The organism is Actinoplanes sichuanensis, from assembly GCF_033097365.1.
GTDB lineage: Bacteria > Actinomycetota > Actinomycetes > Mycobacteriales > Micromonosporaceae > Actinoplanes > Actinoplanes sichuanensis.
The window spans coordinates 3281364-3307052 of the sequence record NZ_AP028461.1 but is presented as its reverse complement, the minus strand read 5'-3'; the positions used below and the strand labels follow the sequence as shown (position 1 = coordinate 3307052).

The window sequence follows — 25689 nt, the reverse complement described above, 5'->3', positions numbered from 1 at the left end:
TGCCATGGATGTCAACGCCCTCGCCGGTATTTGTTTCAGAGATTGACGTAATTGGGAGTCCGCCGCTAGCTTGCCCTCCATGCCGACCGTGAAGGCACACGATCTGTCCTGCGCCGGGCGGGTGGTGGCCCGGTACGTGTGGGAGCCACACCTGCCCGCCACCGTCTCGCCCCGCCCCTACCTGCACCCGGTGACCACCCTCGGCGGAACCACGGTCACCGGCTTCATGCCCGCCGACCACCTGCACCATCTCGGCGCGAGCATCGCGGTTCCGGTGCTGAACGAGGCCAACTTCTGGGGCGGGCGCACCTATGTGGCCGGGCACGGCTCGATCCACCTCGACAACCACGGACGGCAGCGGCACGTCCGCTGGCTGCACCGCTCCGGCGACCGGCTGCACCAGGAACTCGACTGGCTCGACCGGGACGGCCGGGCCCTCGCCCACGAGTCACGCGGCCTGTCCGCCCACCGCATCGACGGTTCCGCCTGGCTGTTGCGGGTCGAGTTCACCCTGACCAGCGCCACCGGCAGCGCGCTCATCCTGGACAGTCCGGCGGCGCGCGGCCGGGACGGAGCCGGATACGGTGGATTCTTCTGGCGGGCGCCGGACGGCGATCACCGGATCAGCGCCTCGACCGGCTCCGGCATCGACGCCGTCCACGGGCGGTCGGCCCGGTGGTTGTCGGTCGAGGGCAGCGGTTGGACTCTGGTCTTCCTCACCGACGCGGTCTCGTCCGACCCGTGGTTCGTCCGCTGCGACGACTACGCCGGAGTCTGCTCGGCGGTCGCCTGGGACCGCCTCGTCGTTCCGGTGGGCGGGTCGCTGACCAGGCGGTTGTCGGTGCTGATCGCGGACGGCCCGGCCACCGACGAGGCCCGCACCGCAGCCGAGGAGGCGCACCGATGACCGGGCGGTACCGCAACCCGATCCTGCATGCCGACTGGTCCGATCCGGACGTCGTCCGGGTCGGAGACGACTACTTCATGATCGCTTCGAGCTTCCACCGGGTCCCGGGGTTGCCGATCCTGCACTCCACCGATCTGGTCGACTGGCGGTTGATCGGGCACGCCCTGGATCGTCTCGTGCCCGCCGACGCCTACCGCACTCCACGGCCCGGGTGCGGCGTGTGGGCGCCCGCACTGCGTCACCACGACGGCCGGTTCTGGATCTGCTATCCCGACCCGGACTACGGCATCTACGTCACGACCAGCGAGGACCCGGCCGGCCCGTGGAGTCCGCCGCGGCTCGCCCTGCCCGGGCGCGGCCTTATCGACCCGTGTCCGCTGTGGGACGACGACGGCGACGCCTACCTGATCCACGCCTGGGCGAAGAGCCGTTGCGGTTTCAACAACCGGCTCACCGCACACCGGATGACCCCTGATCTGGAACGGTCACTCGGCCCCGGAACAGTCGTCGTCGACGGCGACGCGATCCCCGGCTGCCGCACCCTCGAGGGCCCCAAGTGGTACCGCCGCAACGGCTGGTACTGGATCTTCGCCCCGGCCGGCGGCGTCACCAACGGCTGGCAGTACGCGATGCGCTCCCGCCACATCCTCGGCCCCTACCAGCCGAAAGTCGTCCTTGAACAGGGCACTACCAAGATCAACGGCCCGCACCAGGGCGCGTGGGTGGAGACGCCCGCCGGCGACTCCTGGTTCCTGCACTTCCAGGACCTTCATGCGTACGGTCGTGTCGTCCACTTGCAGCCCATGAGGTGGTTGGACAGCGGCTGGCCTGTGATCGGTCACCACGGCGAGCCCGTCCGGGAGCACCCCAGGCCCGCCCTCCCGCCGACGACGACAACCGTTCCCGCCGGGGCCGCGGGAACGTCGAGCACTCCCGCCGAGGCCGCAGAAGAAAGGGGCGCTCCCGCCGAAGCCGTGGGAACGACAAGCGTTTTCACTGTGGTGTCCGAATGGACCTGGCCGGCCGATCCCGGGCCCGGTCGCAAGGCTGCGGGCGAGTTCCGCCCGGCCGACGGCGTCCGGCTCTCCTGTGAACCCGGGGACGACCTGCGGAACTTTCCAGCCGTGCTGGGGCGGCGGTTACCCGGACCGCGGTTCCGCGTCGAGACCACGATCCGGCTCGATGGCCGCCCGGAAGCAGGGCCCGGTCGCACCCCGGAGGCGGGCCTTGATCGCGGCACAGGGGCGGACGGTGGACGGCATCCGGGTGGACCCGGGGCGCGGGCCGGGTTGGTGGTGCTGGGTCACACGTACAGCTGGATCGGTCTCGAACAGCAGCCCGGCGGACCGCGACTGATCCGCCGAACCGCCGAAGCCGGAGGCGAGGCCGAACAGGACGTCACCCGACCGGAACCGGTCAACGGGGAGGTCCGCCTCGCCGTGACCGTCACCGACGGCGCCGTCGCGCACTTCGCCGCCGACACCGGAACCGGCTGGACCGAGATCGGCCCGCCGTTCCCCGCGACGCCGGGCGGCTGGGTCGGCGCCACCCTCGGCCTGTTCGCCATCGGACAGTCCGGACACGCCGACTTCGGCCCCGTCCAGATCACGACGATCGACCCCGACGAAGAAGGCCTGACCGAAACCGATCTGGAGGACCGATGAAACGTCCCCTAGCCGCCATCGTCCTGGGAGCCGCCCTGCTCACCGGCCCGGCCGCACCCGCCGCCGCGAACACCGACCCGTCCCGCACCGACCGGGCGATCGGCTTCGCCGCCGACGCCACCGGTGGGGCCGCCGGGCGCACCGTCCGGGCCACCACCCTGGCCGAACTACGCGCCTGGGCGATCGCACCGGAACCACTCACCATCCAGATCGCCGGCCGCATCCGGGTGGACCCGTTCGGCGACATGATCACGGTGGGCGACGACAAAACTCTCATCGGGCTCGATGGTGAGCTGATCGGTGGCGGGCTTCTCCTGAACGGATCACGCAACGTCATCATCCGCGATCTGACGATCCGCGACTCGTACCTCCCCGGCGACTTCGACGGCAAGAGCGCCGACAACGACAACGACGGCATCCGCCTGGACACCGCCGATCTGGTCTGGATCGACCACGTCCGGATCGAACGGGTCGGTGACGGCGGCATCGACATCCGCAAGGACAGCGACCGGATCACCCTCTCCTGGAACGTGATCAGCGACATCAACAAGGCCCTCGGTGTCGGCTGGACCAGTAACGTCGTCACCCGCCTGACCGCGCACCACAACTGGATCCGCAACACCGTGCAACGCAACTGGAGCATCGACAACACGGCCGCCGCCCACCTGTTCAACAACTATCTGAGCAACGTCACCCAGTACGGCACGATGAGCCGCAACAACGCCCTCGTGGTGGTCGAGGACAGCGTGTTCGAGCACGTCAACGACCCGCTGGTGACGCACGGCACGAACGCCCGGCTGGTGCAGCGCCGCAACCTGTTCACCGCGACGGCCGGGCGCACCGACAGCGCCGGACCGGCCTTCGACCCGGCGGCCCACTACCCCTACTCCCCCGATCCGGCGGCCAAGATCAAAGACCTGATCCGTCGGTACGCCGGACCGCCCACCCCCTCGACCCGGACACCACGCACGGTGACCGTGGCCCTGGACGGCACCGGTGACTACGGCTCCCTGCTGGCCGCCCTGGGCGCCACCCGGGACGCCCGGGGACGGGTCGAGATCGTGATGCGACCCGGCCACTACCGGGAGCAGGTCCGCATCTGGCCGGACCAGTCCGAGGTCACCATCCGGGGCGAGGGCGAGGTGCTGATCACCTACGACATGGCCGCCGCCGCGACGAAGTTCTACGGCGGCCCGCAGGGCACCGCGGGCGCGGCCACCCTGGCGCTGCTGGGCGACGGCACGGTCCTGCAGAACGTGACGATCCAGGCGACCGGCGCACCGGCGGTACGGGCGGCGGGCGACCGGGCCTTACTGGTCGACGCCCACCTGAACGGCGACTACGAGGCCGTCACCGGTCGGGGCCATCTGCGGACGAGCACGATCACCGGCGCCCTCGGCGGCCCCGCGACCACGGTCGTCGAAGCGACCACGATCACACCGCAGGCGCCGTGACACTATCCTGCTTCCGTGACCGGTGACGCTGTTGAGGTTCTGCGTCTCGGCGACCGGACCGTCGCCGAGTACACGTGGCGTCCCGACCTGCCGGCCTCGCTGGCGCCTCGCCCGTACCTGCATCCGGTCCGGACCCTGGGCGGGACGACGGTGACCGAGCTGATGCCCGCCTCGCACCGCCACCACCTCGGCGTGAGCGTCGCCGTCGCCGAGGTGGACGGCGCGAACTTCTGGGGCGGCCGGACGTTCCTGCCCGGCCACGGCCCGGCCTGGCTGGACAATCAGGGCAGTCAGGAGCACATGCGCTGGCTGCGCCGCCGCCCGGACCAGCTCATGCACACGCTGCGGTGGAAGGACATAGACGGCTCCACGCTGTTCTATGAGCGGCGCACCCTGTCGTGGCGGCCCGCCGGGCCGGACGCGTGGGCTCTCGACTTCACGTTTTCGCTGATCAACATGGCGGACCGGGAGTTGCCGATCCGCAGTCCGGCCGCTCACGGGCGTACCGGTGCGGGTTACGGCGGATTCTTCTGGCGGGCGCCGTCCGGCGAGTGCCGGGTGGCCGCCTCCACCGACGGCGACTCGGTGCACGGGCAGAGGGCCCGCTGGCTCTCGGTCGCCGGAGACGGGTGGACGCTGGTGTTCCTCGGCGCCGACGAGGCGACCCGCGGTGACCGGTGGTTCGTGCGGACCCGCGACTACGTCGGCGTGGGCTCGTCCCTGGCCTGGGACGACCCGCTGGTGCTGGTCCCGCATGCGGGGCTGAAACGGCGGATCGTCACCGTGATCGCCGACGGGGAGCTCCCGCCGGGCCGGGCCGCCGCCTACGCCGACGAATTCACCGCATGACCCGGCCGGTGCATCGGGTGGCGCCCAGCTCGGACGGCCCGATCCGGCAGGACGGTCTGCGCGCCCACAATCTGGTGCTGACGTTCCGGCAGATCGCCGCCGCCCGGGACACGCCGATCTCGCGCAGTGAACTGGCCGTCGCCACCGGTCTGACCAGGCCGACGATCACCCGGATCGTCGACGAGCTGCTGGCCGCCGAGTTGATCGTGGAGGCCGGGCCGTCGCGTTCCGGCAGTTCCGGGCGCCCTCGGGTGGGTCTCTCCCTGGCCCGTACCGGTCCGGCCGGACTCGGTCTGGACATCCGGGCCGACACCCTGTCGGCATGCGTGGTCGATCTGACCGGCACGGTCCGCCACCTGGAGTTCACCCGGCGCGCCGCCACCCGAGAGGGCGAGACGCAGCAAGCGGCGGGCGCGGGGCGGGAGGCCGGCGCGCGACCGGGCGAAGGGCCACAGGCCGTCCTGGCCGGCCTGGCCGAGATGGCCCACCGGGCGATCCGGGCCGCCGCGGCGGAGAACCTGACCGTCGTCGGCGCGACGCTGGCCGTGCCCGGCCCGGTGCAGGACGAGGCCGTGGTCCGGCTCGCCCCCACCCTCGGCTGGCGGAACGTGGCCGCCGGTGCCGCCCTGACCGACGCGCTGGGCCTGCCCGCGTATGTCGGCAACGACGCTCGGCTGGCCGCCCTCGCCGAGTGGTATGCGGCGGGCCAGGAGCTGCGCGACTTCATCTGTGTCAGCGGCGAGTTCGACATCGGCGCCGGCCTGGTCCTGGACGGCCGGCAACTCGACGGCTGGGCCGGCGAACTGGGTCACCTGATGGTCCGCTCCGACGGCCCGCCCTGCGTGTGCGGCGCCACCGGCTGTCTGCAGGGATACGCCGGCCTGGCCGCGATCCTGGGCGGCGCCGTACCGCGGGAGACCGGGGTGAGCCCGGCCGTCGCCGTCGACGCGTTGGTCTCAGCGGGCGACCCCCGCATCCTGAAGGCTCTGGACGAGGCCGCAACCGCCCTCGGCGTGGCGATCGCCGGCCTGGTCAACCTGGTCCGGGTGGACACCGTGCTGCTCGGCGGCGGCTATTCGCTGCTGGCGTCGTGGCTGATCGACGGCATCGACCGGGAGCTGCGCGGCCGGGTCCTCAGCACGGCGTGGTCCCCGGTGGAGGTCCGTCCGGCGCCGCTGGGCCCGGACGCCGCGGTGATCGGCGCCGCGCTCAGCTCGGTGGACCGGGTACGGCATGATCCGAACGGCTGGCTGGCCCGGATTCCGCGCTGAGCAGGTACTCGACGACGTCGACGGCGGTGAACCCGTCCGGCAGATGCGGCAGGAACCCGAGATCCTGGCCGAGCGTGACGAGCGGTGGTTCCGCGTAGCCACCGGCCCGCCGCTGCGGCAGCCCGACCGTGGCGACCAGCCCGTTGCACAGGCATCGACTGCCCTCGGTCTCCTCGGCGGAGCCGCCCTTGCGGACGTATTCGTCGACGGGTTCGGCCGGACAGCGAAAACCCACACCCCCTTGCGGGCGGCGGTACGGGGTGCGCAGATACCCGAGGTCACACAGGCGCGGGCGGACGGCGTACACCTGCTCGTCGGCGGTCGTCCCGGCCATCGACACCATCTTGAACGGAAACCCGGTCGGCGAGGCCCGCACATCGTTACGGACGACGAGCGTCCCCTCGGCGGCCTGCCGCAGCAGTCGCTGCCGGATGTCGTCGTCGAGTCCGGAGTCCCGGCTCAGCGCGAACGCCGTACCCACCTGGATCCCGGCGGCTCCGGCGGCTCGGGCGGCAGCGAGCCGGTCCGGGCTCGCCTGCCCACCGGCGAGCCAGAAAGGCAGCCCGAGGGCCGCGAGTTTCGGCAGGTCAGGAGCGTCGCGAGGCCCGTATACGGGCGCACCGTCACCGTCGAGGGTCAGCTTCCCGCGCGGCCGGGCGCTGTGTCCACCGGCCACCGAGGTCTCCAGCACGAATCCCTCCGGCCGGGTCGTCTCGTCGCGGGCCAGGTAGCCGGCGAGGGTGGAGGACGACACGATCGCCAGCAGGCGGGGCCGCCGCAGCGGCGGAAGGTCCACGCCGAGCAGGTCCCGCGGGTGGAGGGCGACGTGGTGCTGCTCCCCCGGCTCGGCGCCGTGGACGGCGACCGGCAGCCGGACCGGCCGATGTTCGGCGAGCGCGTCGAGCAGCCGCGGGATCTCGGTCGGCAACCCCGCTCCCATCAGCACGTAGTCGACCCCGGCGAGCATCGCCCCGTACACCGAGGCCGGTGTGGCGAGTTGGATCTTCTCCAGATAGTTGATCCCGACCGGCCCGTCGTGGCCCTCCTTGGCCAGGAACACCTCGACGAAGTCGGCGACGACGGTCAGCTGCTGGGTGTGCCGGCGTGGACGCAGCCCCTGCTGGGGCACCGGCCGCAGCGTCTTGCCGGGCGCGATCCCGCCCGGCACGAAATACCGGTCCAGGATGTCCTGTGCCACCTCCGGCGCCGGGAACGCCGCGAGCGCCCGCCGGACATGCCCGCCCACGTCGCCCAGTTGCAGCCGCCGGGCGAGCAGGACGTCGAGGGCGACCCCGGAGACGACCCCGATCTGACCGGTACGGGCGACCGCGCTCGCCAGCCGCCAATCTGAGACGCCGACTCCCATGCCACCTTGGATGAGCACGGGTTGACTTCCGGAAGTGATCACCTTCGCAGCCTGCTGAAAGACCACACGTACCGGGTAGGGTCGGACGGCCCGGTCGGCCGGGCCGCTCAGCAGCGGTACCAGGCGGCGGTGGCTCCCGGCAGTTCGTCGCCGTGCACCCGGGACGAGCTGGTCAGCAACGTCGCGGCGGTGCGGGCCTCGGGTGGGACGCGGATCGGTGCGTCGCCGACATTGACCACGCACAGGAATCCGGGTCCGCGACGGAAGGCCAGCACCCCGTCGGGCGTGCGGAGCCAGGTGAGGTCGCCGGTCAGGTCACGACGCACGGCGAGGGCCGCGCGGTACAGGTTCAGGGTCGAGGCCGGATCGCTGTTCTGGCGTTCGGCGGTCAGTGCGGCCCACGCCGGTGGCTGGGGCAGCCAGGACTCCGGGCCCGGCCCGAACCCCAGTGACGCCGAGTCGGCCGACCACGGCAGCGGCACCCGGCATCCGTCGCGACCGGGGTCGGCGCCGCCGGTGCGCTGGAAGACGGGGTCCCGGCGTACCGCGTCGGGAAGGTCTTCGACCTCGGGCAGGCCGAGCTCCTCGCCCTGATAGAGGTAGGCGCTGCCGGGCAGGGCGAGCATCAGCAGGGTCGCCGCCCGGGCCCGCCGCAGCCCGATCTCGCCGCCGCCGTAGCGGGTGACGTGCCGGACCACGTCGTGGTTGGACAGCACCCAGGTGGCCGGGGCGCCGACCCGTTCGAGGACCCGCAGACTGTCGTCGACCGCGGTGCGCAGGGCGGTCGCCTCCCAGGGCGCGGTGAGGAACGCGAAGTTGAACGCGGTGTGCAGCTCATCCGGCCGCAGGTAGAGGGCGAGTCGCTCGGTGGTCTGCACCCAGATCTCGCCGACGAAGACCCGATCCCCGGGATAGCCGTCGAGGATCCGCCGCCAGTCCCGGTACACCTCGTGTACCTCGTCGAGGTCCCAGTGCGGATGGGTGGATCCGGGCTCCCCGGACACGTCCGGCATCTGCGGGTCCTTGGCCAGCCCGTGCGCGACGTCGATCCGGAATCCGTCGACCCCGCGATCCAGCCAGTAGCGCAGGATGTCCTGGAACTCGGCGCGGACCTCGTCGGCCGTCCAGTCGAGATCCGGCTGCTGGGGGGCGAACAGGTGCAGGTACCACTGCCCGTCCGGGGCCCGGGTCCAGGCGCGCCCGCCGAACCGGCTGGTCCAGTTGTTGGGTGGCCGGTCGCCGTGCGGGCCGCGGCCGTCGCGGAACAGGTAGCGGCCCCGGACGGCGGCGCCCGGAGGGGCCGCGAGCGCCGCCCGGAACCAGGGATGCTCGGAGGAGGTGTGGTTGGGCACCAGGTCGATGATGATCCGCAGGCCGAGGGTGTGCGCCTCGCGGATCAGGTCGTCGGCGTCGGCCAGCACCCCGAAGCGGGGGTCGACGTCGCGGTGGTCGGCGACGTCGTAGCCGTTGTCGGCCTGCGGCGACGGGTAGAACGGGTTCAGCCAGATCGCGTCGACGCCGAGTTCGCGCAGGTACGGCAGCCGCGACCGGACGCCACGCAGGTCACCAACGCCGTCACCGTCGGAGTCGGCGAAGCTCCACACGTACACCTGGTAGATGACCGCGTGGCGCCACCAGCTCATCCGGTGCGCTCCTGGAGTTTCTCCCGCTCCAGTTCGGCGAGTTCGGCCGCGGCCGCCTCGTCGCGGGTGAGGTTCTCTCCGGTGCGCGGGTCGAACAGGTGCATGCGGCGGGTGTCGGCCCAGAACTCGCCCTCGTGGCCCTCCCGCATCCGGCTCATCGCGTCGATCTTGACGACCAGTTGGGTGCGCAGGGCCTCGCTGTCGAGTTCGGCCGCCAGTTCGGCGAGCTGCCTGGTCACCTCCTCACCGGCTTCGAACGGGACGTACGCGTACTGGGCGTCGCCGAGCCACTCGGTGACGTCGACCCGGGCCCGGAACACCGCACCGCGCTCGCGTTTGGCCGGGTCGAGCAGCCGGGCGTCGTCGAAGTGGTCCGGCCGCAGCCCGGCGATCAGCAGTTGCCCGTCGGTGACCTTGCCGGCCACCCGCTCCGGGACGTCGATCTCCAGGAACGGCAGTTTCAGCCGCGTGCCGGTGACGACCGCGGGCAGGAAGTTCATCGGCGGCGACCCGATGAACCCGGCGACGAACATGTTGACCGGCTGTTCGTACAGTTCGCGCGGGGAGGCGACCTGCTGCAGCAACCCGCGTCGCAGCACCGCGACCCGGTCGCCGAGGGTCATCGCCTCGGTCTGGTCGTGGGTGACGTAGACGGTGGTGGTGCCGAGCCGGCGCTGCATGCGGGAGATCTCGGTACGCATCTGGCCGCGCAGTTTGGCGTCCAGGTTCGACAGCGGCTCGTCGAACAGGAACGCGTCGACCTCACGGACGATGGCCCGGCCCATCGCCACCCGCTGCCGCTGCCCGCCGGACAGGTTCGCCGGTTTGCGCTCCAGATGCTCGTCGAGTTCGAGCATCCCGGCGGCGTCGCGCACGCGGCGGCGTACCTCCTCCTCGGTGATGTTCTTCTTCAGCCGCAGCGGGAAGGCGATGTTCTCGAAGACGGTGAGGTGCGGATAGAGGGCGTAGTTCTGGAACACCATGGACAGGTTGCGGTCGCGGGGCGCCTTCTCGTTGACCCGGTTCCCGCCGATCACCATGTCGCCGGAGGTGATGTCCTCCAGTCCGACGATCATGCGGAGCAGGGTGGACTTGCCGCAGCCGGACGGCCCGACCAGGATCATGAACTCGCCGTCGGCGATGTCGAGGCTGACGTCGTTGACGGCTTTGAAGCCGTCGCCGTACTCCTTGACGATGTTGCGCATCTCGATGGCTGCCACGGGAAGTCCTTTCAGCCCTTGACGGCGCCGTTGGTGAGACCGGCCACGATCTTGCGTTGGAACAGCAGCACGAGGATGACCACCGGAATGGTGACGACCACGGCCGCGGCCGCGATCGGGGCGGTCGGCTGCGAGAACTGGGAGGCGCCCTGGAAGAACGCGAGCGCGGCGGGCACCGGCCGGGCCGACTCGCTGGAGGTGAGCGTGATGCCGAAGACGAAGTCGTTCCAGACGGCGAAGAACGTCAGGATCGCCGCGGTGAACACGCCGGGGGTGGCGAGCGGGACGATCACCCGGCGGAACGCCTGCCAGGAGGTGGCCCCGTCGACCTGGGCGGCCTGTTCCATCTCCCAGGGGATCTCCCGGAAGAACGCGGCGAGCACGTAGACCGCCAGCGGCAGCGAGTACGACAGGTACGGGATGATCAGGCCGAGCCACGTGTCGTACAGGCCGAGGGTGCGCCACAGGTTGAACAGCGGGGTGGCGATCGCGATGACCGGGAAGACGGTGATCGCCAGCGCCACCCCGAGGACCAGGCGTTTGCCGGGGAAGTCGAGGCGGGAGATCGCGTAGGCGGCCAGGGTCGCCAGGAACACCGAGATGGTGGTGGCGATCAGCGACATCCCGATCGAGTTGCGCAGGGCCGTGGTGAACAGGTCGGAGGCGAAGACGGTCCGGTAGTTCTCCCAGCTCCACACGGTCGGCAGGAAGTCGTTGTTGGTGATGTCGTCGCCCTCCTTGAACGACAGCGACACGATCCACAGGACCGGGATGATGGCGTAGGCGATGATCAGGATCGCCCCGGCGATCCACAGTCCGCGGGTCATCCGGCTGGTCTTCACCGCCGTTCCCCTCTCTGCTGGGAAAGGTCGGTCTTGAAGACCTTCACGAACATCACCGCGATGAGTACGACGAGGATCGCCAGGATGACGCTGACCGCCGAGCCGAGCCCGATCATCACGCGGCTGATGGTCTGCCGGTAGGCCAGGAACGACAGGGTCTCGGTGCCCTGCGCGCCGGCGGTCATGATGAACACGCTGTCGAAGATCCGGAAGGCGTCGAGGGTACGGAACAGCAGCGCCACCATGATCGCGGCCTTCATGTTGGGCAGGATCACCCGTTTGACCCGCTGCCAGGCGGTGGCGCCGTCGACCTTGGCCGCCTCCAGGTAGTCGTCCGGGATCTGGGCCAGGCCGGCCAGCAGCAGCAGCGACATGAACGGGGTGGTCTTCCAGATCTCCGCGACACAGACCGTGGCCAACGCCGACCAGGTGCCGCCGAACCAGTCGAAGTCACCCAGCCCGAACAGGTCGTTGACGAACCCGTAGGTGTTGCTGAACGCGTACGCCCAGGCGTAGGCGGAGACGACCGTGATGATCCCGTACGGCACCAGGATCGCGGTGCGCAGTGCGGTGCGTAGGTAGAGCGCCCGGTGCATGACCATGGCCAGCGCGAACCCGAGCACCAGTTCGGCCGACACGGTGATCACGGTGACCAGCGAGGTGACGCCGAACTGCTGCCAGAACAGGCCGTCGGTGAGGATCATGGCGTAGTTGCCGAGACCGACGAAGTCCCGGTCGCCGGGGTCGGTCAGGCGGTAGTCGAACATCGACAGCCAGACCGCGTTGAGGATGGGGTAGCCGGTGACCGCGACCATCGCGATGAAGGCGGGCCCGGCCAGCAGCCAGCCGAGGTTGCGTTCGTGGCGGGCGCGGTCGGTGAGCCGGACCCGGCGCGGCGCTTCAACGGTGCTCACGGCCGCTCCTAGATCAGTCGCTTGTTGGAGAGGACGTCCTCGAGGAGGTCGTTCGCTTCTTTCGGGGTGTTCTGCGCCGACAGCGCGTCCGGTGGGTGGAATGCGGTCTGGATCGAGCCGGTGACGTCGCCGTAGTAGGGGCTGACCGGCCGTGGGGTGGCCGCGTCGAGACCGGTACGGATCTCGTCGGCCATCGGGAACATCTCGCGGATCTCCGGGTCGTCGAAGACCGAGGCCAGCGCGGCCGGGTTACCGGCGGTCTTCATGAAGTCCTTCTGGCTCTGCGCGTTCGCCAGGCAGCGGATCGCTTGGACGGCCAGGTCCTGTCGGCTGCTGAACGCGCTGATCGACAGGCCGAGTCCACCGGACGGGGCGGCGCTCTCGGTGCCGGCGTCGACGCGTGGGTAGGCGGCCCAGCCGACGTCGTCCTTGAAGTCAGCCGGGAGCGACCCCTCCTCGATGGCGGAGTCGAAGGCGGCCCACACGTACGGCCAGTTGACCATGAAACCGCCGTCGGCGGCCTGGAACGCGGCCCGGGAGTCCTCCTCGCCGGCGGTGCTGAACCCGGCCGGGGCGGCCGGTGACACCGCGAGATCGTGCATGATCCGGGCCGCCTGCGCACCCGCCTCGGTGTTCAGGCCGCCCTTGACCTCGGCGGCCGGCACGTTCTCCGAGCCCGGTTGCAGGATCGAGCCGCCGGCCGACGAGACCAGTGCGTTGACCCAGACCATCAGGCTCTCGTTGCGGCGGCCCTGCGCGGCGACGGTGACCCCGGCTCGCGTCGCACCCTCGATCAGCCGGTCCCAGGTGACCGGGCCGGCCGACGGGTCCACTCCGGCCTTCGCCAGCACGGACTTGCGGTACCAGAGCAGCTGGGTGTTGCCGTAGAGCGGCGCCGACCAGAGCGTGTCCCGGAACGTCGACTGCAGCAGCGGGCCGTCGAGCACGCCGGTGGAGAACTCCTGCCGCTCGCTGTCGGTGAAGGCCCGCAGGAACCCGGCGTTGGCGAACTCGGCCATGAACGGCGGGTCGACGCTGACGATGTCGAGCGAGCGGTCCTGGGCGGCGAGGCGGCGCAGCAGCTGTTCGCGCCCGCCGGCCGCGGTGTTGGGCAGTCGCTGGATGTCGAACGTGTACGCACCACCGGACTCGGCGGAGCAGCGGGCGGCCACCTCGGCCTGAGCGGCGTCGGCGATGTAGTAGGTCAGGGTGGTCGCTCCGCCGTCCCCACCGCCGCACCCGGTCAGTACCGAGGCGGCCAGGACCAGTGCGGACCCGCAGGCCCACCGGCGAGACTTCTTCTCAAGCACCATGCTGTCCCCTCGGCGATGAAGGTGACCTGGAAACGCTTGCAGAAGCCAGCGTTCATGTGACGTACATCTCATGTCAACAGTCGCTATGCGCATACCCTGCGTTATCGGAAACGCTTCCAGCGGTTGCTAATCTGGCGCCGTGCCGCCCGCGAACATGGCCGATGTGGCGCGCCGGGCCGGCGTGTCGATGGCGACGGCGTCCCGGGCGCTGAGCAACCATCCGCACGTCGCCGCCGAGACCCGGGCGCGGGTGCTGGCCGCCGCCGAGCAGCTGTCCTACGTGATCTCGCCGGAGGCGTCCCGGCTGGCCGGCGGCTCCACCGGCCGGGTCGCGGTGGTGGTGCCGCACCTGTCCCGCTGGTTCTTCGGCGCGCTGCTGGACGGGCTGGAGTCGGTGCTGCGCGACGCCGACCTGGACGTGCTGCTCTACCACGTCGGTGACACGGCCGACCGCCGCGACTTCTTCCAGCGGCTGCCGGCCCGGCGCAAGGTCGACGCGGTGGTGGTGCTCGGCATGCCGGTCCGCGACGACGAGCGGGCCCGGCTGGAGCTGATGGGTGTGCACATCGTCGCGGCCGGGGGCCAGGTCGAGAGTTATCCGTCGGTCTCCATCGACGACGTCACCGCCGGGCGGCAGGCCGTCGACCACCTGATCCTTCTCGGTCACCGGCGGATCGGCATGATCGCCGCGGTCGACCCCGCCGAGCCCGGCTGGCCGGCCGCTCCCGGACGCGCCCTCGCCTACCGGGCGGCGCTCGCCGACGCCGGGCTGCCCGACGATCCGGAGCTGGTGGTGACCGTCGACTGGGGCGGGCGCAACGGTGCCGAGGCGATGAAGCGGCTGCTGAGCCTGCGGGAGCCACCGACCGCCGTCTACGCCCACTCCGACGAGGTGGCCCTCGGCGCGATGCGCACGCTGCGGCGGGCCGGGCTGCGGATCCCCGCCGACATGTCGGTGGTGGGCATCGACGACCACCCGATGGCCGAGCTGGCCGATCTCACCACCGTCGCGCAGCCGGTGCGCGAGCAGGGCGTCCGCGCCGGCCGGATGCTGCTGGAGCTGCTGGCGGGTGGTTCCGGCACGGTCGGCGTATCGGTTCCGACCCGGCTGGTCGTACGCGGCTCGACCGGACCGCCGAGGAGTTGACCCGGTTCACTTCTCGGTCACGGCATCCAGGTAGGCATCGAGAGCCTCCAGGTTCCGGTTCAGCGCCTCGACCCGCTTCGCCATCCGGTCGCGCTCCTGCCGGACCCGGCGCACGAAATCCGGCGCGGGATACTGCGAGTTCGCCGCCTCGGCCAGGCAGGGCAGCACCTCCCTGGAACCTGGCGATCGGCCTCGGCGGCGTGCTGCTGGCCGGGTTCGGCTCCGGCTCCCTGGCGATCGCCGCGATCGCGCTGCTGGCCCCTACCCTGCTGGTGGTGATCCTCGCCCGGCGGCACGCGTTCCCGTCCCGCCGTCCCGTCAGCCATCAAGAGACCGAGGGGTCCGGCCGGTGAACTCCGACATCGACTTCTACTTCGATCCGATCTGCCCCTTCGCCTGGATGACCAGCAAATGGATCCGGATGGTCCAGGCCCGGCGCAACTACACGGTCGACTGGCGATTCATCTCGCTTCGCCTGATCAACTCGCACATCGACTACGACAGCCACTTCCCGCCGGAGTACGAGGCCCAGCACCAGGCCGGGCTGCGCCTGCTGCGGGTGGCGTCGGCGGTCCGGGAACACCACGGCCGCGAGGCGGTCGGCCCGTTGTACGAGGCGTTCGGCGCCCGAATCCTGGAGACCCTCCCGGACGACGCGCGGGAGCACGGCTGGCAGGGCACGCCGGAACTGGCCGCGGCCGCGCTCACCGCAGCCGGGCTGCCCGGCACGCTGGCCGAGTTCCTCGACGACACCTCCCGGGACGCGGAGATCCAGGCCGAGTCGGACGAGGCGCTCGCCTTGACCGGCCGGGACGTCGGCACCCCGATCGTGCACTTCGAGCCACCTGCGGGTGTCGCGTTCTTCGGCCCGGTGATCAGCCGGCTGCCCGACGAGGAGCAGGCCGCACAGCTCTGGGACCACGTGATCGGCCTGGCCCGGTTCCCCGGCTTCGCCGAGCTCAAGCGCAGCCTGCGGGAACAGCCGCAGCTCCCGTCGTTCGGCATCACCGGCTCGGAGACCGGCCGAACCGAGGATTGGCACGCGGGCAGCCGCCGCCTCAAGAAGTAGCCCGCCGGAGCCGCCGTGACCTGTTCGTCCGCAGGTCACGGCGGCTCCGGTCCGGTCAGCTCGCGGTGGCCGCCGCGGCGGCACGGCCGGCGGCTCGGCCCGAGAAGAGGCAGCCGCCGAGGAACGTACCCTCCAGGGAGCGGTAACCGTGCACACCGCCGCCGCCGAAGCCCGCCGCCTCGCCCGCCGCGTAGAGGCCGGGGACCGGGCTGCCGGAGGCACCCAGGACCTGGCCCTGCAGGTTGGTCTGCAGGCCGCCGAGCGTCTTGCGGGTCAGGACGTTGAGGCGGACCGCGACCAGCCCGTCCGACTCCGAGCCGAGGATCTTGTGCGCGGAGGCGGTCCGGCCGAGCACGTCGCCGGGATACGACAGCGCGTTGCGGATGCCCTGGACCTGGGCGTCCTTGCTGTACGAGTTGTCGATCTCCCGGTCCCGGGCCTCGATCTGCCGCTTGAGGCCGTCCAGACTGATCAGATTCGTCCCGGTGAGCCGGTTCATGCCGGTGACCAGCTCGGGGAGCGTGGCCGCCTTCACGAAGTCGGCGCCGTACTGCTGGAACTTCTGGATCGGTTCCGGGGTCTGCCAGACCCGGCTCAGCAGCAGCCAGATGTTCTTGCCGGTGAGGTCCGGGTTCTGTTCGGAGCCGGAGAGCGCGAACTCCTTGTCGACGATCTTCTGCGTGGTGACGAACCACGAGTAGTCGTAGCCGCTCGCGGTGATCGACCCGAGGGTGTGCAGGGTGTCGTAGCCGGGCCAGTCGGGCGCCTGGAAACGCTTCCCGGTGGCGTCGAACCACATCGACGACGGGCCGGGCAGGATCCGGATGCCGTGGCCGGGCCAGATCGGGTCCCAGTTGCGCAGGCCCTCGGTGTAGTGCCACATCCGGTCCGGGTTGACGATCCGGCCGCCGGCCTTCTGGGTGATCGCCAGCATCCGGCCGTCGACGTGCGCGGGCACGCCGGTGATCATGTTGCTGGGCGCCTTGCCGAGCCGGGCCGGCCAGTTCTGCCGGATCAGGTCGTGGTTGGCGCCGATCCCGCCGGACGCGACGATCACCACCGGTGCCTTCAGTTCGAAATCGCCGATGGTGGTACGCGACGACGACTTCCCCCGAGCCGCGGTGCTCGCCTCGAGAACCTTGCCACGGACGCCGGTGACCGCCCCGTTGGTGACGACGAGTTCGTCGACCCGGTGCCGGAACTTGAACACCACCTTCCCGGCGGCGACCCCGGCCCGCACCTTCTTCTCGAACGGCTCGACGACCGCGGGCCCGGTCCCCCACGTGACGTGGAATCGCGGCACCGAGTTGCCGTGCCCGTCGGCGACACCGCCGCCGCGCTCGGCCCAGCCCACCATCGGGAACCACTGCATGCCGAGCCCGGCCAGCCAGGACCGTTTCTCCCCGGCGGCGAACTGCACGTAGGCCTGCGCCCACTTGTACGCCCAGTAGTCCTGCCCGGCCGGGTCGTCGACGCCCCGGTCGAATCCGGCCGTGCCCAGCCAGTCCTGCCACGCCAGGTCGTAGTTGTCCTTGACGCCCATCAGCCGCTGTTCGTCGGAGTTGACGAAGAACAGCCCACCGAAGGACCAGTACGCCTGTCCGCCGAGGTTCGCCTCGTTCTCCTGGTCCACCAGGAGCACCTTGCGTCCGGCGGCGACCAGTTCGGAGGTGGCGACCAGGCCGGCCAGGCCGTGCCCGACCACGATGACGTCGGCGTCGGCCGCGGCGGCCGCCCCGAACGCGGGCAGCCCACCGGCCTGGGCGATCGCCGCGCCGGCCACCACCCCTCCGGCGACGCCGATCGCCTGGCGGCGACTGACCTGGGGAGATCTCGGCTCCACTATTCCTCCGTCTGTTCTTTGGCGCCGGTGACGATGCTCAGGTCGCCGATGGTCGGGTCGGTGACGGGCTGTTCCTCGGCCACCGGCTCCCCGGTGTTCCGCTCCTCATCGGTCCACGCGAACGCCAGCGCCCCACCGGTCAGGGTGAGCAGCAGCCCGATGATGAAACCGCCCATGTTGGAGGTGATGAAGGAGGCGAGGGCGCAGACCATGGCGACCAGCGAGTAGAACAGCCGCTGCGCCGGGTTGAACCAGAGGAGCAGGCCACACAGGATGATCACGATCGGGATCAGGTACCCGATGAAGTTCTGCATGCCGACGTGCAGCACCACACCCAGCGGCGCCCACACGGTCGCCATGATCTCCGCACCGCCGAGCAGCACGAACAGCCCACCCCAGAAGGGCCGTCCGTGCCGCCAGCGGGGTTTGCGTGCCGTGCGGCCGGCTTCGGCCATCCTCAGCAGCCGTTCGAGGAGAAGGACATGCTCAGGTTGGGCAGGTAGAACCGGACGGCCGTGGTGGCCCAGTTGTTCTGCCGCAGGTTGGTCAGGGTGACCTCTTCGGCTTCCTGGCCGAAGACGCCGATCCCGCCGGTCCGGCCGGGCACCTGGGTCAGCGTGCTGGCGTCCTTGGCGATGTCGATCTTCTTGAAGTCGGCGTTGGCGGTGATCATGTCGGAGTCGACGACGAGGGTGTCCGCCTTGACCGGGTTCGCCGCGCTGCCCGCGGTGAGCCGGAGGTTGGTGCCGCCGAGGTCGATGCTCTGGCAGAGGCCGTCCAGGGTGGCGTCGCGGATGGCGGAGACGATCACCAGCTTCTGCGGGCCGTCCGGTTCGGCGTTCGGGCTGCCCTCCGCCATGTTGTCGATCTCGGCGTACTGCGCGAAGCCGTACCCGTGGAGTTTGGGTGAGGTGACGGTGAACGGCATTCCGGAGATCGAGAAGGACACCGCCAGGACACCCTGGCCGGTGAGCAGGACCAGTCCGGTGGTGGCGATCAGGCCACCGGCCATGACCGTGGCGAAGCGGCGCCAGCGGGTACGGCCGAACGGGGTGGAGGACATGCGCGCTCCTTATGCGGGCACAGACGATCACCACCGGTGCGGACACTGCGGATGCCGCCCGGCGGGATCCCTATTGGGAAACCTCGATGGATTTCGGCGAAGTTACGCCCCAGTAACACGGCCCGTCAAGCCCAGGAACCCGCTTTCCCGTCAGTGAAAAACCTCGTCGGTATCTGATGCGGCGCAGGGAGCCACCACACGCTCCCCCGCCGCCGGTAACTCCAGCTCGGCCGAGGCGGCGTCGCGGCCCACGAACGGGGCGATCATGAAGTAGCTGAGCATCGGCAACAGCTCCGGCAGCCGGTCGACCCGGCCGGTCGAGACGTGCCCGTAGATCGTCGCGTAGACCCCGCCGACCACGGTGTCGACCAGCCCCTCCGGAACCGGCGGGGCGTCGGCGAAGAACCGGGAGAACCGGCCGAGCAGCTCGGTGCGCTTCTGCCGGGCCAGGGTCCCGGCCGCGTCGATCTCGACGATCGCCATCGCCGCGAACGCGGGCACGCTGGCCAGCACGTCCAGCAGCACCTTGAGCGCGGCCCGCACCCCGGACCGCCAGTCGGGCGCGGCCGCGTACGCCTCGTCCATCAGCCGCAGCAGAACGCCGGTGCCGTGCCGGTAGGTGTCCAGGAACGCGTCCTCCTTGCCGGCGAACAGCGCGTAGAACGCCGGCCGGGTCACCCCGGCAGCCGTGCAGATGTCGCTGACCCGGGCGTTGGCGTAGCCCTTCTCGGCGACCGTGTGCACCAGCGCGTCGTAGAGGCGTTCCCGCTGGGTGGCGGCCACCGCCTCGGGGGTCATCGACCGTGGGCCGCGTTTGATCGCCCGGGACGGGTCCCGCCCCACACGTGCGCCCGGAAGGGGGCTGATTACCGGATTCGTCATCGCCGTTCCTCAATGTCTTGACATGACATACCGCTGAGGTTTCTCATACCGTGGAGACACCGACCTCGATGGTTCCCCCAGTATCACCCGTTCTTCAATCCCCCGGAACGCTGCGGAAACGTCCGGGCCCCTCGTCCTCACCAGAAGGAAGGGCGGCGCCCATGCGCGCCTCGCTACTCATTTCCGCACTCACCGCACTCATCGTCGGCGTCGCGAGCCCGGCCACGGCCGCGCCAGGCGGGGCATACGCCGGCCTCGACGAATGCCCACTCACCTCGGCCGTCATGATGGACCCGGCGAACCTGCAGGTCGGGTGTGTCCGCTCGGTCACCAACGGCGGCAGCATCGCCATCGGCGCCAACGTCGTCGAGTTCGACAGCCCGATCACCGTCCAGTTCGGTGTCTACTGGCCGGCGTCCGCACCGGTCCGGGAGTTCCCGGACGGCAGCGTCGCCAACGTCTACTCGACGGTCCTGGCGCCGGGCGGAAAGACTCTGGTGGCCCAGCCGCTCGAAGTCGTCATCCCCGGCCTGATCAACTTCCTGCCCGGCGTGACCAGCGTGTTCGCGCAGGTCGAGCTGGCCGGGCCGATCACCGAGTTCATCCCGCTGGCCACCGGCGCGAACACCCCGGTCTTCGTGCTGCCGATCAAGCTCAAGCTCAAGAACGCCCTCTTCGGCAACCGCTGCTACATCGGTTCGGACACCAACCCGATCCGGTTCCAGCCGACCACCGGCACCACCAGCCCGCCCGCGCCGAACGGGCCGGTCACCGGCGACCCCGGAACGCTGAACATCGTCGCCGACCCGAACGGCTATCAGACCCTCGGCGTCGGCTTCACCGGCGCCACCCTCGTCGACAACTCGTACGCCGTACCGAAGGCGACCGGCTGCGGGCTCATCCCCGGCAGCCTCGACTGGCTGATCAACCTGTCGTTCGGCCTGCCCTCCGCGGCCGGCCGCAACGCCGTCACGTTCAGCGCCAACGACACCGCCTTCGCCGTCTCACCCAGCCTCGAAGATCTCAACCAGGCGCTCGCCGCCTCCTAGGAAAGGTGCACCCCCATGCACAAGTCCCGCATCATCGCCGCCGCTGTCGCCGGTGCCACCGCCGTGCTGATGTTCGGCGCCCCGGCCCTGGCCGACGACGCCACCGTGCTGACCAGTGAGAGCCTGGCCGGCCCGGCGGTGGCCGTCGGTGACACCATCTCGGCCGGTATCGCCACCGGAACGCAGGCGGTCTTCGCGACCGCTCCCGGCGGCACCAGCGGAATGAAATGCACCGGCTCCAGCTTCAGCGCCGTGGTCAACGACAACCCGGCGGCACCCGGATCGGCCACGCTCGGCGCCACCCTGGGCCTGTCCGGCTGCACGGTCTCCGGCATCATCGGTGTCCTCGGCGTCAACAGCGTGACCATCAACAACCAGCCGTACACCACGGTGACCGCCAGCGACGGCACCGTCTCGGTGTCCGGCACCGACACCGCGCCGATCTCCGCAACGCTCAACCTGCGGACCCTGCTCGGCTCGGTGACCTGCGTGTTCGTCGCCGACGGCAACGCCATCAGCGGTGTCGCGGCCAACGACGACAACTCGATCGCCTTCACCGACCAGAAGTTCAACAAGAGCAGCGGCCCGGCCGCCTGCATCGCCAACGCCTACTTCACCGCGAAGTACACCCCGGTGTCGACCGCGGCCGGCGCCCTGGTCTTCGTGAACTGACCGCCCCCTCGAGAAAGGGCCCGCGGGCGGGGGACGCCCGCGGGCCCGAGGCGGTCACAGCCGGATCAGCGCCAGATCCCACTGGCCGTGCTCGTCCTCCCAGGTGGTGACGATCTCGCCGAATCCGACCGGATTCCGCTCCGGCGCCTCGTCGACGTCGATGTCACCCGCCTCCTCGAACTCGGCCATGATCCGCAGCGCGTCCGCCCGGGTGCCGTCGGTCGCCACCCGGATCCGCGACACCCGCCAGTCGGCACCGTCGAGGTCCCGGCCGACCAACTCCCGGCCCTCGACCAGCGATCCGTCGACCTCGAACACGGTGTTCGGCCCGTCCACCCGCAACGGCTCGTCGTCGGTGAGCGCCATCAGGTCGTCGGTCACCACCTCCCGTTCGCCGCTCAGGACGGCCGGATCGAGCCAGCCGGCATGCCGGTCGAGACCGGTCTCGTAGTTGAAGAAGTTGCCCCAGGCGTACAGCGCATACATTCCGGCGATCATAGGGCCCGCCGGATCCGGGTTGGCCGACGCGAAGGTGGGGTACGAGCGAGGCATGCATGACGTGGCAGAGATCAACACCTCCCAGCCGGGTGACTGGAAACCCACTGAGGCCCAGATGCACGCGGCCCGGCGCAACGACGCGTACCCACCGTCCGGCAAGCGTGTCACCGGCACCCGGACGGTGGATGACCTGTAGCTCAGTTGCGGTAGCGGAACGAGATCCGCCCCCGGCTCAGGTCGTACGGGCTGAGTTCGACCAGCACCCGGTCGAACGGCAGCACCCTGATCCGGTTCTTGCGCATCTTGCCGCTGATGTGCGCCAGCACCTGATGGCCGTTCTTCAGCTCGACCCGGAAGGTGGCGTTGCGCAGGCATTCGAGGACCGTTCCCTCGAGGGAGATCTCGGATGACATCAGCGCAGCACCAGCTCGAGGTTGCTGCTCTCGCGCCGGGCGCCGAAGCCCTCGAACAGCGCGAGCGCCGCAGTGTTCGACTGGTTGACCTCGGCCGAGACCGCCGGCTGCCCGGCCCGGTGGGCGGTACCGAGCACCTCGGCCAGCAGCGCCCGCCCGATGCCACGGCGCCGGTGCGAGGCCCGCACCGCGATCAGCCCGATGCGGGGCCGTCGGGGCAGCGGCGCCACCCGGACCATGCCGACGTAGCCGCCGTCGGCGACCGCTACGGCGTACCGCGAAGGGTCGTGCATGTCGAAGATCTCGGCGGGCATGTTGTGCCAGCCCACGGTCGCGTCGACCTCGGCGCGAACCGCCCGGTCCAGCTCCCGCAACGGCCCGTCCTCAGCCGAACCGACCGGTAGGACGGTGACGCCTCCGGGCGGGAAGAGACCGGTCGGCACGACCAGCTCCCATTCGCGGCGGCGCGGGCCGAACCCGAACTGCTCCCACTGCGCCAGCAGGTCGAGGTCGGCCTCGTCGACCACGGTGTACAGCGGTTTCGGCAGCGTGGGCAGCATCGCCCCGGCCAGCCGGTCGAAGACCGCGCCGTGCCACGCGTCGATGCTGAGGAAGCTACGGCCGTCCGGCCGGCGCCACACCTCACCGCGCCCGACGACCTGATCGTCGTCGAGGGCGTGCCAGTGCCGCTCGGAGATACGAGTTATTTCCGCAGATTGCATGGGTATCGCCTTTCACCGGATGTGCTCCCGGCGACACCTATGTCATTCGCCGACCGTGACGGCATGGGGAGCACCCATCGTTACAACGTCCACGATGCTCACCCCCTCATTCAATGCCACGGCCGACGGCACGCTATCCCCGCACCGGCCCGTCTGTCCAACCGATTAATCCGTCGATCAGCCGGTCGATCTCCTCGACCGTGTTGTACGGCGCCAGTCCGACCCGCAACGCCGCGTCCAGCTTCAACGCCACGAACGGCTCATACGCATAAAAGGACCCGGCGGGGGCCAGGACGTCCAGCGATGCGAGATGGGCCTGGGCGGCCCGAGGGTCACGGCCCGCGAAATTCATCAACAACGTGGGGGTACGGTCGACGGCTCCCGAATACAGCGTGACAACGTCGCCCAGCCCTCGTAGGCCCGCTTCCAGGCGCTGCCGCAGGACCGTTTCGTGCTCGTGCACCGAGGCCAGCGAGGACGCCAGCCGTTCCCGCCGAGTCACCCCGTCTCCCGGGTCGACGGCGGCCAGGAAGTCGACCGCGGCGGTCGCCCCGGCCAGCATCTCGTAGGGCAGCGTCCCGAACTCGAACCGCTCCGGAACCGCATCGGTCGACGGCACCAGTTTGTCCGGCCGGATCGTCGCCAACAGCTCGGGCGCCGCGGCGAGCACCCCGCAGTGCGGCCCGAGGAACTTGTAGGGCGAGCACACGAACAGGTCCGCCCCGAGCGCCGCGACGTCGACGAGCCGGTGCGCCGCATAGTGGACGCCGTCCACGTAGAGCAGCGCCCCCGCGCCGTGCGCGAGGTCGGCGATCCGCCGCAGCCGTGGAACGGTCCCGAGCACGTTGGAGGCCGCGGTGACCGCGACGAGCCGGGTCCGCCCCGACAGCACCCGCTCCAGCGACCCGAGATCGAACTCCCCGTTGGTCGTGTCGAAGTCGGCCCACCGCACGGTGGCACCGGCCCGCTCAGCCGCCTGCACCCACGGCCGGACGTTGCTGTCATGGTCGAGCCGGCTGACCACGATCTCGTCCCCGGCCCGCCAGTCCTTGGCCAGGTGCCGGGAGAAGTCGTAGGTGAGCTGGGTGGCGCTGCGCCCGTGCACGATCCCACCGGCGGGCACCCCGAGCAGGTCGGCGTAGGCGCTCCGGAACTCGGCGACCGCCCGCTCGGCGTTGAGCTCGGAAGCGCTGACCACACCCCGATTCGACAGCGGCCCGGTCATGGTGGCGGCGATCGCCTCGGCGACCGCCCGTGGCGTCTGTGTCCCACCGGGCCCGTCGAAGAACGCAAGCCCACTGTCAAGCGCCGGAAAGTGTGCCCGCAGGGCGGCAACGTCAAAGCTCACTCCCCCACCCTCGCACAGCGCCGTCGTCATCGTCCCGGGTCCGTGCGGCATGATCTGTCGATGGAATCCGTGGCGCTCGACGGTTACTTCCGCATCTGGTCCTACGGAGTCGGACATTCGCAGCTCCTGCTGCACGCCCACACCGACGACGACGGCGTCGACATGGTCAGCATGCTGTGCGAGGACGTCAGCGCCATGAAACTGCGGAGGGGCTACCGGGGCCTGACGATCCGAACGGCCGACGAGCCGACCCGGACCCGGCTGCTGGGCTACGCGGAGGTGCCGGATTTCCGGAGACCGGCCCAGGCCTGTCTGATCCTGCCCACGGAGGAGGACGGCTTCATCGTCTGCGGCCGTGCCCGGGTCCTCACCGGCCGGCAACCACGCGACCAGCCGTCCTGGCGCCTGCCGGAGAACGCCAGGGTGCTCCACGTGTTCCCGCCGGACCGGGGGTGATCGAGCCGGGTCCAGGGTGCCGGCCCGCGGCGACGGGCGCCACGGACCGGCATACGGGGGATGGGGTTACCGGGTGATGCGGTTCTTGCCCGTACCACCGTCGATCTTGTCGTTGCCCGGTCCGCCGAGGATCCAGTCGTCGCCGGAGCCGCCGCTGATCGTGTCGTTGCCGGCCTGACCGGCGATCCGGTCGTGGCCGGCGCCGCCGGTGATGACGTCTGCGGTGTCCGGGACGTCGTTGTCGAGCACACCGCCGTAGATCACGTCGTTGCCGCCGTTGCCGTTGAGCCGGTCGCCGCCCGCGCCACCGGCGATGACGTCGACGTCGGCGCCGCCGTGGACGGTGTCGTCGCCGCTGTCACCGTGCAGGATGTCCTCGCCGGCGTTGCCGTAGAGGGTGTCGGCACCGGCTCCGCCGTAGATCGGGTCGTCGCCGGGACCGCCCTGGAGCCGGTCGTTCCCGGCCCGGCCCTCGATCCAGTCGTTGCCCGCGGCGCCGTCGATGACGTCGTCGCCGCCGCGGCCGACCAGGGTGTCGTCGCCGGGGCCGCCGTGCAGACGGTCCCGGCCCGCGCCGCCGGCCAGGGTGTCGTTGCCCGAGCCGCCGTCCGCGATGACCGTGGCCGCACTGCGGTTGTCGAGGTGATCGCTGTACTCGCCGAGTGTGGCGACGATCGCGGTCGGCCGGTGCGTGGTGACGCAGGCGACCTTCCGCCAGTCACCGCTGACCTGCCGGCAGCCCTTGCCGGGTCGGATGGTGGCGCCCCGGTCGAACAGGGTCACCGTCCGCCCGGAGACGCTGACGGTCAGTCGGTTGGCTTGGAACGATCCGGCCGTGTAGGTGACGATGTCACCGTTCACCTTCGCCACCGAGTAGTCGGCCGCCTGCGCCGGCGAGCCGGACAGGGCCGTGATCAGTGCCGCCGCACCGACCGCGGCCATCACCGACCGTTTCATCAATCTCATGGGTCCCCCGGATTCTTACGAGAGCGGTTCGGATTTCCGCCGCGCCACCATCCTATGAGGACGTTTCTGCAGGTCATCTCCCTGTTTCGTGTCACCCGCGGAGGCCATCTGAGTGCCG

The 25689-nt window shown here is 70.5% G+C and carries 28 protein-coding genes; 12 read left to right on the top strand and 16 right to left on the bottom strand.

Features of this window, described 5'->3' with window-relative positions; all coding sequences use genetic code 11:
* Positions 1 to 79 precede the first annotated feature (79 nt).
* Genes Q0Z83_RS14855 through Q0Z83_RS14835 form a run of 5 tightly spaced genes read left to right on the top strand, consistent with a single transcriptional unit; the run spans position 80 to position 6145 of the window.
* Positions 80 to 907 carry a DUF6807 domain-containing protein gene (locus Q0Z83_RS14855; RefSeq protein WP_317794496.1) on the top strand — a complete coding sequence of 276 codons (828 nt, stop codon included), beginning with the start codon at positions 80 to 82 and terminating at the stop codon, positions 905 to 907.
* Positions 904 to 2571: a glycoside hydrolase family 43 protein gene (locus Q0Z83_RS14850; protein ID WP_317794495.1), complete on the top strand. Its 1668-nt coding sequence runs from the start codon at positions 904 to 906 to the stop codon at positions 2569 to 2571. Before Q0Z83_RS14855 ends, Q0Z83_RS14850 begins: the two co-directional genes overlap by 4 nt.
* The gene (locus tag Q0Z83_RS14845) at positions 2568 to 4025 is read left to right on the top strand and encodes a pectinesterase family protein (protein ID WP_317794494.1); all 1458 of its coding nucleotides are present in this window, start codon (positions 2568 to 2570) and stop codon (positions 4023 to 4025) included. The genes Q0Z83_RS14850 and Q0Z83_RS14845 overlap by 4 nt, the downstream gene beginning before the upstream one ends.
* A gap of 15 nt (positions 4026 to 4040) precedes the next feature.
* Positions 4041 to 4874, top strand: a complete 834-nt coding sequence (locus tag Q0Z83_RS14840; protein WP_317794493.1) for a DUF6807 domain-containing protein — start codon at positions 4041 to 4043, stop codon at positions 4872 to 4874.
* Positions 4871 to 6145 carry an ROK family transcriptional regulator gene (locus Q0Z83_RS14835; protein ID WP_317794492.1) on the top strand — a complete coding sequence of 425 codons (1275 nt, stop codon included), beginning with the start codon at positions 4871 to 4873 and terminating at the stop codon, positions 6143 to 6145. Before Q0Z83_RS14840 ends, Q0Z83_RS14835 begins: the two co-directional genes overlap by 4 nt.
* Here Q0Z83_RS14835 and Q0Z83_RS14830 read toward each other — a convergent pair.
* The 6 genes from Q0Z83_RS14830 to Q0Z83_RS14805 all read right to left on the bottom strand — a co-directional run bounded on the left by Q0Z83_RS14830 (position 6084) and on the right by Q0Z83_RS14805 (position 13443).
* Complete coding sequence (locus Q0Z83_RS14830) at positions 6084 to 7511, bottom strand: nitronate monooxygenase (protein ID WP_317794491.1); 1428 nt, start codon at positions 7509 to 7511, stop codon at positions 6084 to 6086. The two genes, Q0Z83_RS14835 and Q0Z83_RS14830, sit on opposite strands and share 62 nt — an antisense overlap.
* A 107-nt stretch (positions 7512 to 7618) precedes the next feature.
* Entirely contained in the window at positions 7619 to 9154 is a 1536-nt protein-coding gene (locus Q0Z83_RS14825; RefSeq protein WP_317794490.1) for a glycoside hydrolase family 13 protein, read from the bottom strand.
* A complete protein-coding gene (locus Q0Z83_RS14820) occupies positions 9151 to 10374 on the bottom strand; it encodes an ABC transporter ATP-binding protein (protein WP_378079316.1) in 1224 nt (407 codons plus the stop codon). The genes Q0Z83_RS14825 and Q0Z83_RS14820 overlap by 4 nt, the downstream gene beginning before the upstream one ends.
* Positions 10375 to 10385: 11 nt before the next feature.
* Positions 10386 to 11216, bottom strand: a complete 831-nt coding sequence (locus Q0Z83_RS14815; protein ID WP_449701858.1) for a carbohydrate ABC transporter permease — start codon at positions 11214 to 11216, stop codon at positions 10386 to 10388.
* Positions 11213 to 12130 (bottom strand): carbohydrate ABC transporter permease, encoded by a 918-nt coding sequence (locus Q0Z83_RS14810; protein ID WP_317794489.1) that lies wholly within the window; start codon positions 12128 to 12130, stop codon positions 11213 to 11215. The genes Q0Z83_RS14815 and Q0Z83_RS14810 overlap by 4 nt, the downstream gene beginning before the upstream one ends.
* Before the next feature lie 8 nt (positions 12131 to 12138).
* Complete coding sequence (locus tag Q0Z83_RS14805) at positions 12139 to 13443, bottom strand: extracellular solute-binding protein (RefSeq protein WP_317794488.1); 1305 nt, start codon at positions 13441 to 13443, stop codon at positions 12139 to 12141.
* Positions 13444 to 13582: 139 nt separating this feature from the next.
* Here Q0Z83_RS14805 and Q0Z83_RS14800 point away from each other — a divergent pair, with 139 nt between their 5' ends.
* Positions 13583 to 14590 carry a LacI family DNA-binding transcriptional regulator gene (locus Q0Z83_RS14800; RefSeq protein ID WP_317794487.1) on the top strand — a complete coding sequence of 336 codons (1008 nt, stop codon included), beginning with the start codon at positions 13583 to 13585 and terminating at the stop codon, positions 14588 to 14590.
* A gap of 6 nt (positions 14591 to 14596) precedes the next feature.
* Here Q0Z83_RS14800 and Q0Z83_RS14795 read toward each other — a convergent pair whose 3' ends face one another.
* Positions 14597 to 14758 (bottom strand): hypothetical protein, encoded by a 162-nt coding sequence (locus Q0Z83_RS14795; protein WP_317794486.1) that lies wholly within the window; start codon positions 14756 to 14758, stop codon positions 14597 to 14599.
* A 32-nt stretch (positions 14759 to 14790) separates the two neighbouring features.
* Here Q0Z83_RS14795 and Q0Z83_RS14790 point away from each other — a divergent pair, with 32 nt between their 5' ends.
* Entirely contained in the window at positions 14791 to 14943 is a 153-nt protein-coding gene (locus Q0Z83_RS14790; protein WP_317794485.1) for a hypothetical protein, read from the top strand.
* Positions 14940 to 15659: a mycothiol-dependent nitroreductase Rv2466c family protein gene (locus Q0Z83_RS14785; RefSeq protein ID WP_317794484.1), complete on the top strand. Its 720-nt coding sequence runs from the start codon at positions 14940 to 14942 to the stop codon at positions 15657 to 15659. Before Q0Z83_RS14790 ends, Q0Z83_RS14785 begins: the two co-directional genes overlap by 4 nt.
* A 55-nt stretch (positions 15660 to 15714) precedes the next feature.
* Here the strand turns inward: Q0Z83_RS14785 and Q0Z83_RS14780 are convergent, their stop codons facing one another.
* The 4 genes from Q0Z83_RS14780 to Q0Z83_RS14765 form a co-directional block, all read right to left on the bottom strand.
* Positions 15715 to 17409 (bottom strand): FAD-binding dehydrogenase, encoded by a 1695-nt coding sequence (locus Q0Z83_RS14780; RefSeq protein WP_317797078.1) that lies wholly within the window; start codon positions 17407 to 17409, stop codon positions 15715 to 15717.
* Between the two features lie 92 nt (positions 17410 to 17501).
* Entirely contained in the window at positions 17502 to 17957 is a 456-nt protein-coding gene (locus Q0Z83_RS14775) for a DUF6114 domain-containing protein (RefSeq protein WP_317794483.1), read from the bottom strand.
* 2 nt (positions 17958 to 17959) lie between these two features.
* Positions 17960 to 18565 (bottom strand): DUF6230 family protein, encoded by a 606-nt coding sequence (locus Q0Z83_RS14770; protein WP_317794482.1) that lies wholly within the window; start codon positions 18563 to 18565, stop codon positions 17960 to 17962.
* 150 nt (positions 18566 to 18715) lie between these two features.
* Positions 18716 to 19447 (bottom strand): TetR/AcrR family transcriptional regulator, encoded by a 732-nt coding sequence (locus Q0Z83_RS14765; RefSeq protein WP_317794481.1) that lies wholly within the window; start codon positions 19445 to 19447, stop codon positions 18716 to 18718.
* 161 nt (positions 19448 to 19608) lie between these two features.
* Here Q0Z83_RS14765 and Q0Z83_RS14760 point away from each other — a divergent pair, with 161 nt between their 5' ends.
* Together Q0Z83_RS14760 and Q0Z83_RS14755 are read left to right on the top strand one after the other, a co-directional pair.
* Positions 19609 to 20496, top strand: coding sequence for a hypothetical protein (locus Q0Z83_RS14760; protein ID WP_317794480.1), 888 nt, complete (start codon positions 19609 to 19611; stop codon positions 20494 to 20496).
* Between the two features lie 15 nt (positions 20497 to 20511).
* Positions 20512 to 21168: an NHL repeat-containing protein gene (locus tag Q0Z83_RS14755; protein WP_317794479.1), complete on the top strand. Its 657-nt coding sequence runs from the start codon at positions 20512 to 20514 to the stop codon at positions 21166 to 21168.
* Between the two features lie 54 nt (positions 21169 to 21222).
* Here Q0Z83_RS14755 and Q0Z83_RS14750 read toward each other — a convergent pair whose 3' ends face one another.
* Positions 21223 to 21654: a hypothetical protein gene (locus Q0Z83_RS14750; protein ID WP_317794478.1), complete on the bottom strand. Its 432-nt coding sequence runs from the start codon at positions 21652 to 21654 to the stop codon at positions 21223 to 21225.
* A 64-nt stretch (positions 21655 to 21718) separates the two neighbouring features.
* On the opposite strand from Q0Z83_RS14750, the gene Q0Z83_RS14745 reads away from it, so the two are divergent.
* Positions 21719 to 21862 (top strand): hypothetical protein, encoded by a 144-nt coding sequence (locus Q0Z83_RS14745; protein WP_317794477.1) that lies wholly within the window; start codon positions 21719 to 21721, stop codon positions 21860 to 21862.
* Position 21863: 1 nt separating this feature from the next.
* Here Q0Z83_RS14745 and infA read toward each other — a convergent pair whose 3' ends face one another.
* The 3 genes from infA to Q0Z83_RS14730 form a co-directional block, all read right to left on the bottom strand.
* A complete protein-coding gene (infA, locus tag Q0Z83_RS14740) occupies positions 21864 to 22079 on the bottom strand; it encodes a translation initiation factor IF-1 (RefSeq protein WP_317794476.1) in 216 nt (71 codons plus the stop codon).
* Positions 22079 to 22801, bottom strand: a complete 723-nt coding sequence (locus Q0Z83_RS14735) for a GNAT family N-acetyltransferase (protein WP_317794475.1) — start codon at positions 22799 to 22801, stop codon at positions 22079 to 22081. Before Q0Z83_RS14735 ends, infA begins: the two co-directional genes overlap by 1 nt.
* A gap of 133 nt (positions 22802 to 22934) precedes the next feature.
* Positions 22935 to 24149 carry a cysteine desulfurase-like protein gene (locus Q0Z83_RS14730; RefSeq protein WP_317794474.1) on the bottom strand — a complete coding sequence of 405 codons (1215 nt, stop codon included), beginning with the start codon at positions 24147 to 24149 and terminating at the stop codon, positions 22935 to 22937.
* 60 nt (positions 24150 to 24209) lie between these two features.
* On the opposite strand from Q0Z83_RS14730, the gene Q0Z83_RS14725 reads away from it, so the two are divergent.
* Positions 24210 to 24605, top strand: coding sequence for a hypothetical protein (locus Q0Z83_RS14725; RefSeq protein WP_317794473.1), 396 nt, complete (start codon positions 24210 to 24212; stop codon positions 24603 to 24605).
* 66 nt (positions 24606 to 24671) lie between these two features.
* Here the strand turns inward: Q0Z83_RS14725 and Q0Z83_RS14720 are convergent, their stop codons facing one another.
* Positions 24672 to 25571, bottom strand: coding sequence for a calcium-binding protein (locus Q0Z83_RS14720; protein ID WP_317794472.1), 900 nt, complete (start codon positions 25569 to 25571; stop codon positions 24672 to 24674).
* Between the last annotated feature and the right edge of the window lie 118 nt (positions 25572 to 25689).

What these genes read in the sequence shown, in the direction of transcription:
- Q0Z83_RS14855 (WP_317794496.1), top strand. Translation starts at nt 80, where the DNA reads ATGCCGACCGTGAAGGCACACGATCTGTCCTGCGCCGGGCGGGTGGTG.
- Q0Z83_RS14850 (WP_317794495.1), top strand. Translation starts at nt 904, where the DNA reads ATGACCGGGCGGTACCGCAACCCGATCCTGCATGCCGACTGGTCCGAT.
- Q0Z83_RS14845 (WP_317794494.1), top strand. Translation starts at nt 2,568, where the DNA reads ATGAAACGTCCCCTAGCCGCCATCGTCCTGGGAGCCGCCCTGCTCACC.
- Q0Z83_RS14835 (WP_317794492.1), top strand. Translation starts at nt 4,871, where the DNA reads ATGACCCGGCCGGTGCATCGGGTGGCGCCCAGCTCGGACGGCCCGATC.
- Q0Z83_RS14830 (WP_317794491.1), bottom strand. Translation starts at nt 7,511, where the DNA reads ATGGGAGTCGGCGTCTCAGATTGGCGGCTGGCGAGCGCGGTCGCCCGT.
- Q0Z83_RS14825 (WP_317794490.1), bottom strand. Translation starts at nt 9,154, where the DNA reads ATGAGCTGGTGGCGCCACGCGGTCATCTACCAGGTGTACGTGTGGAGC.
- Q0Z83_RS14805 (WP_317794488.1), bottom strand. Translation starts at nt 13,443, where the DNA reads ATGGTGCTTGAGAAGAAGTCTCGCCGGTGGGCCTGCGGGTCCGCACTG.
- Q0Z83_RS14775 (WP_317794483.1), bottom strand. Translation starts at nt 17,957, where the DNA reads ATGGCCGAAGCCGGCCGCACGGCACGCAAACCCCGCTGGCGGCACGGA.
- Q0Z83_RS14770 (WP_317794482.1), bottom strand. Translation starts at nt 18,565, where the DNA reads ATGTCCTCCACCCCGTTCGGCCGTACCCGCTGGCGCCGCTTCGCCACG.
- Q0Z83_RS14765 (WP_317794481.1), bottom strand. Translation starts at nt 19,447, where the DNA reads ATGACGAATCCGGTAATCAGCCCCCTTCCGGGCGCACGTGTGGGGCGG.
- Q0Z83_RS14760 (WP_317794480.1), top strand. Translation starts at nt 19,609, where the DNA reads ATGCGCGCCTCGCTACTCATTTCCGCACTCACCGCACTCATCGTCGGC.
- Q0Z83_RS14755 (WP_317794479.1), top strand. Translation starts at nt 20,512, where the DNA reads ATGCACAAGTCCCGCATCATCGCCGCCGCTGTCGCCGGTGCCACCGCC.
- Q0Z83_RS14750 (WP_317794478.1), bottom strand. Translation starts at nt 21,654, where the DNA reads ATGTATGCGCTGTACGCCTGGGGCAACTTCTTCAACTACGAGACCGGT.
- Q0Z83_RS14745 (WP_317794477.1), top strand. Translation starts at nt 21,719, where the DNA reads ATGCATGACGTGGCAGAGATCAACACCTCCCAGCCGGGTGACTGGAAA.
- infA (WP_317794476.1), bottom strand. Translation starts at nt 22,079, where the DNA reads ATGTCATCCGAGATCTCCCTCGAGGGAACGGTCCTCGAATGCCTGCGC.
- Q0Z83_RS14735 (WP_317794475.1), bottom strand. Translation starts at nt 22,801, where the DNA reads ATGCAATCTGCGGAAATAACTCGTATCTCCGAGCGGCACTGGCACGCC.
- Q0Z83_RS14725 (WP_317794473.1), top strand. Translation starts at nt 24,210, where the DNA reads ATGGAATCCGTGGCGCTCGACGGTTACTTCCGCATCTGGTCCTACGGA.
- Q0Z83_RS14720 (WP_317794472.1), bottom strand. Translation starts at nt 25,571, where the DNA reads ATGAGATTGATGAAACGGTCGGTGATGGCCGCGGTCGGTGCGGCGGCA.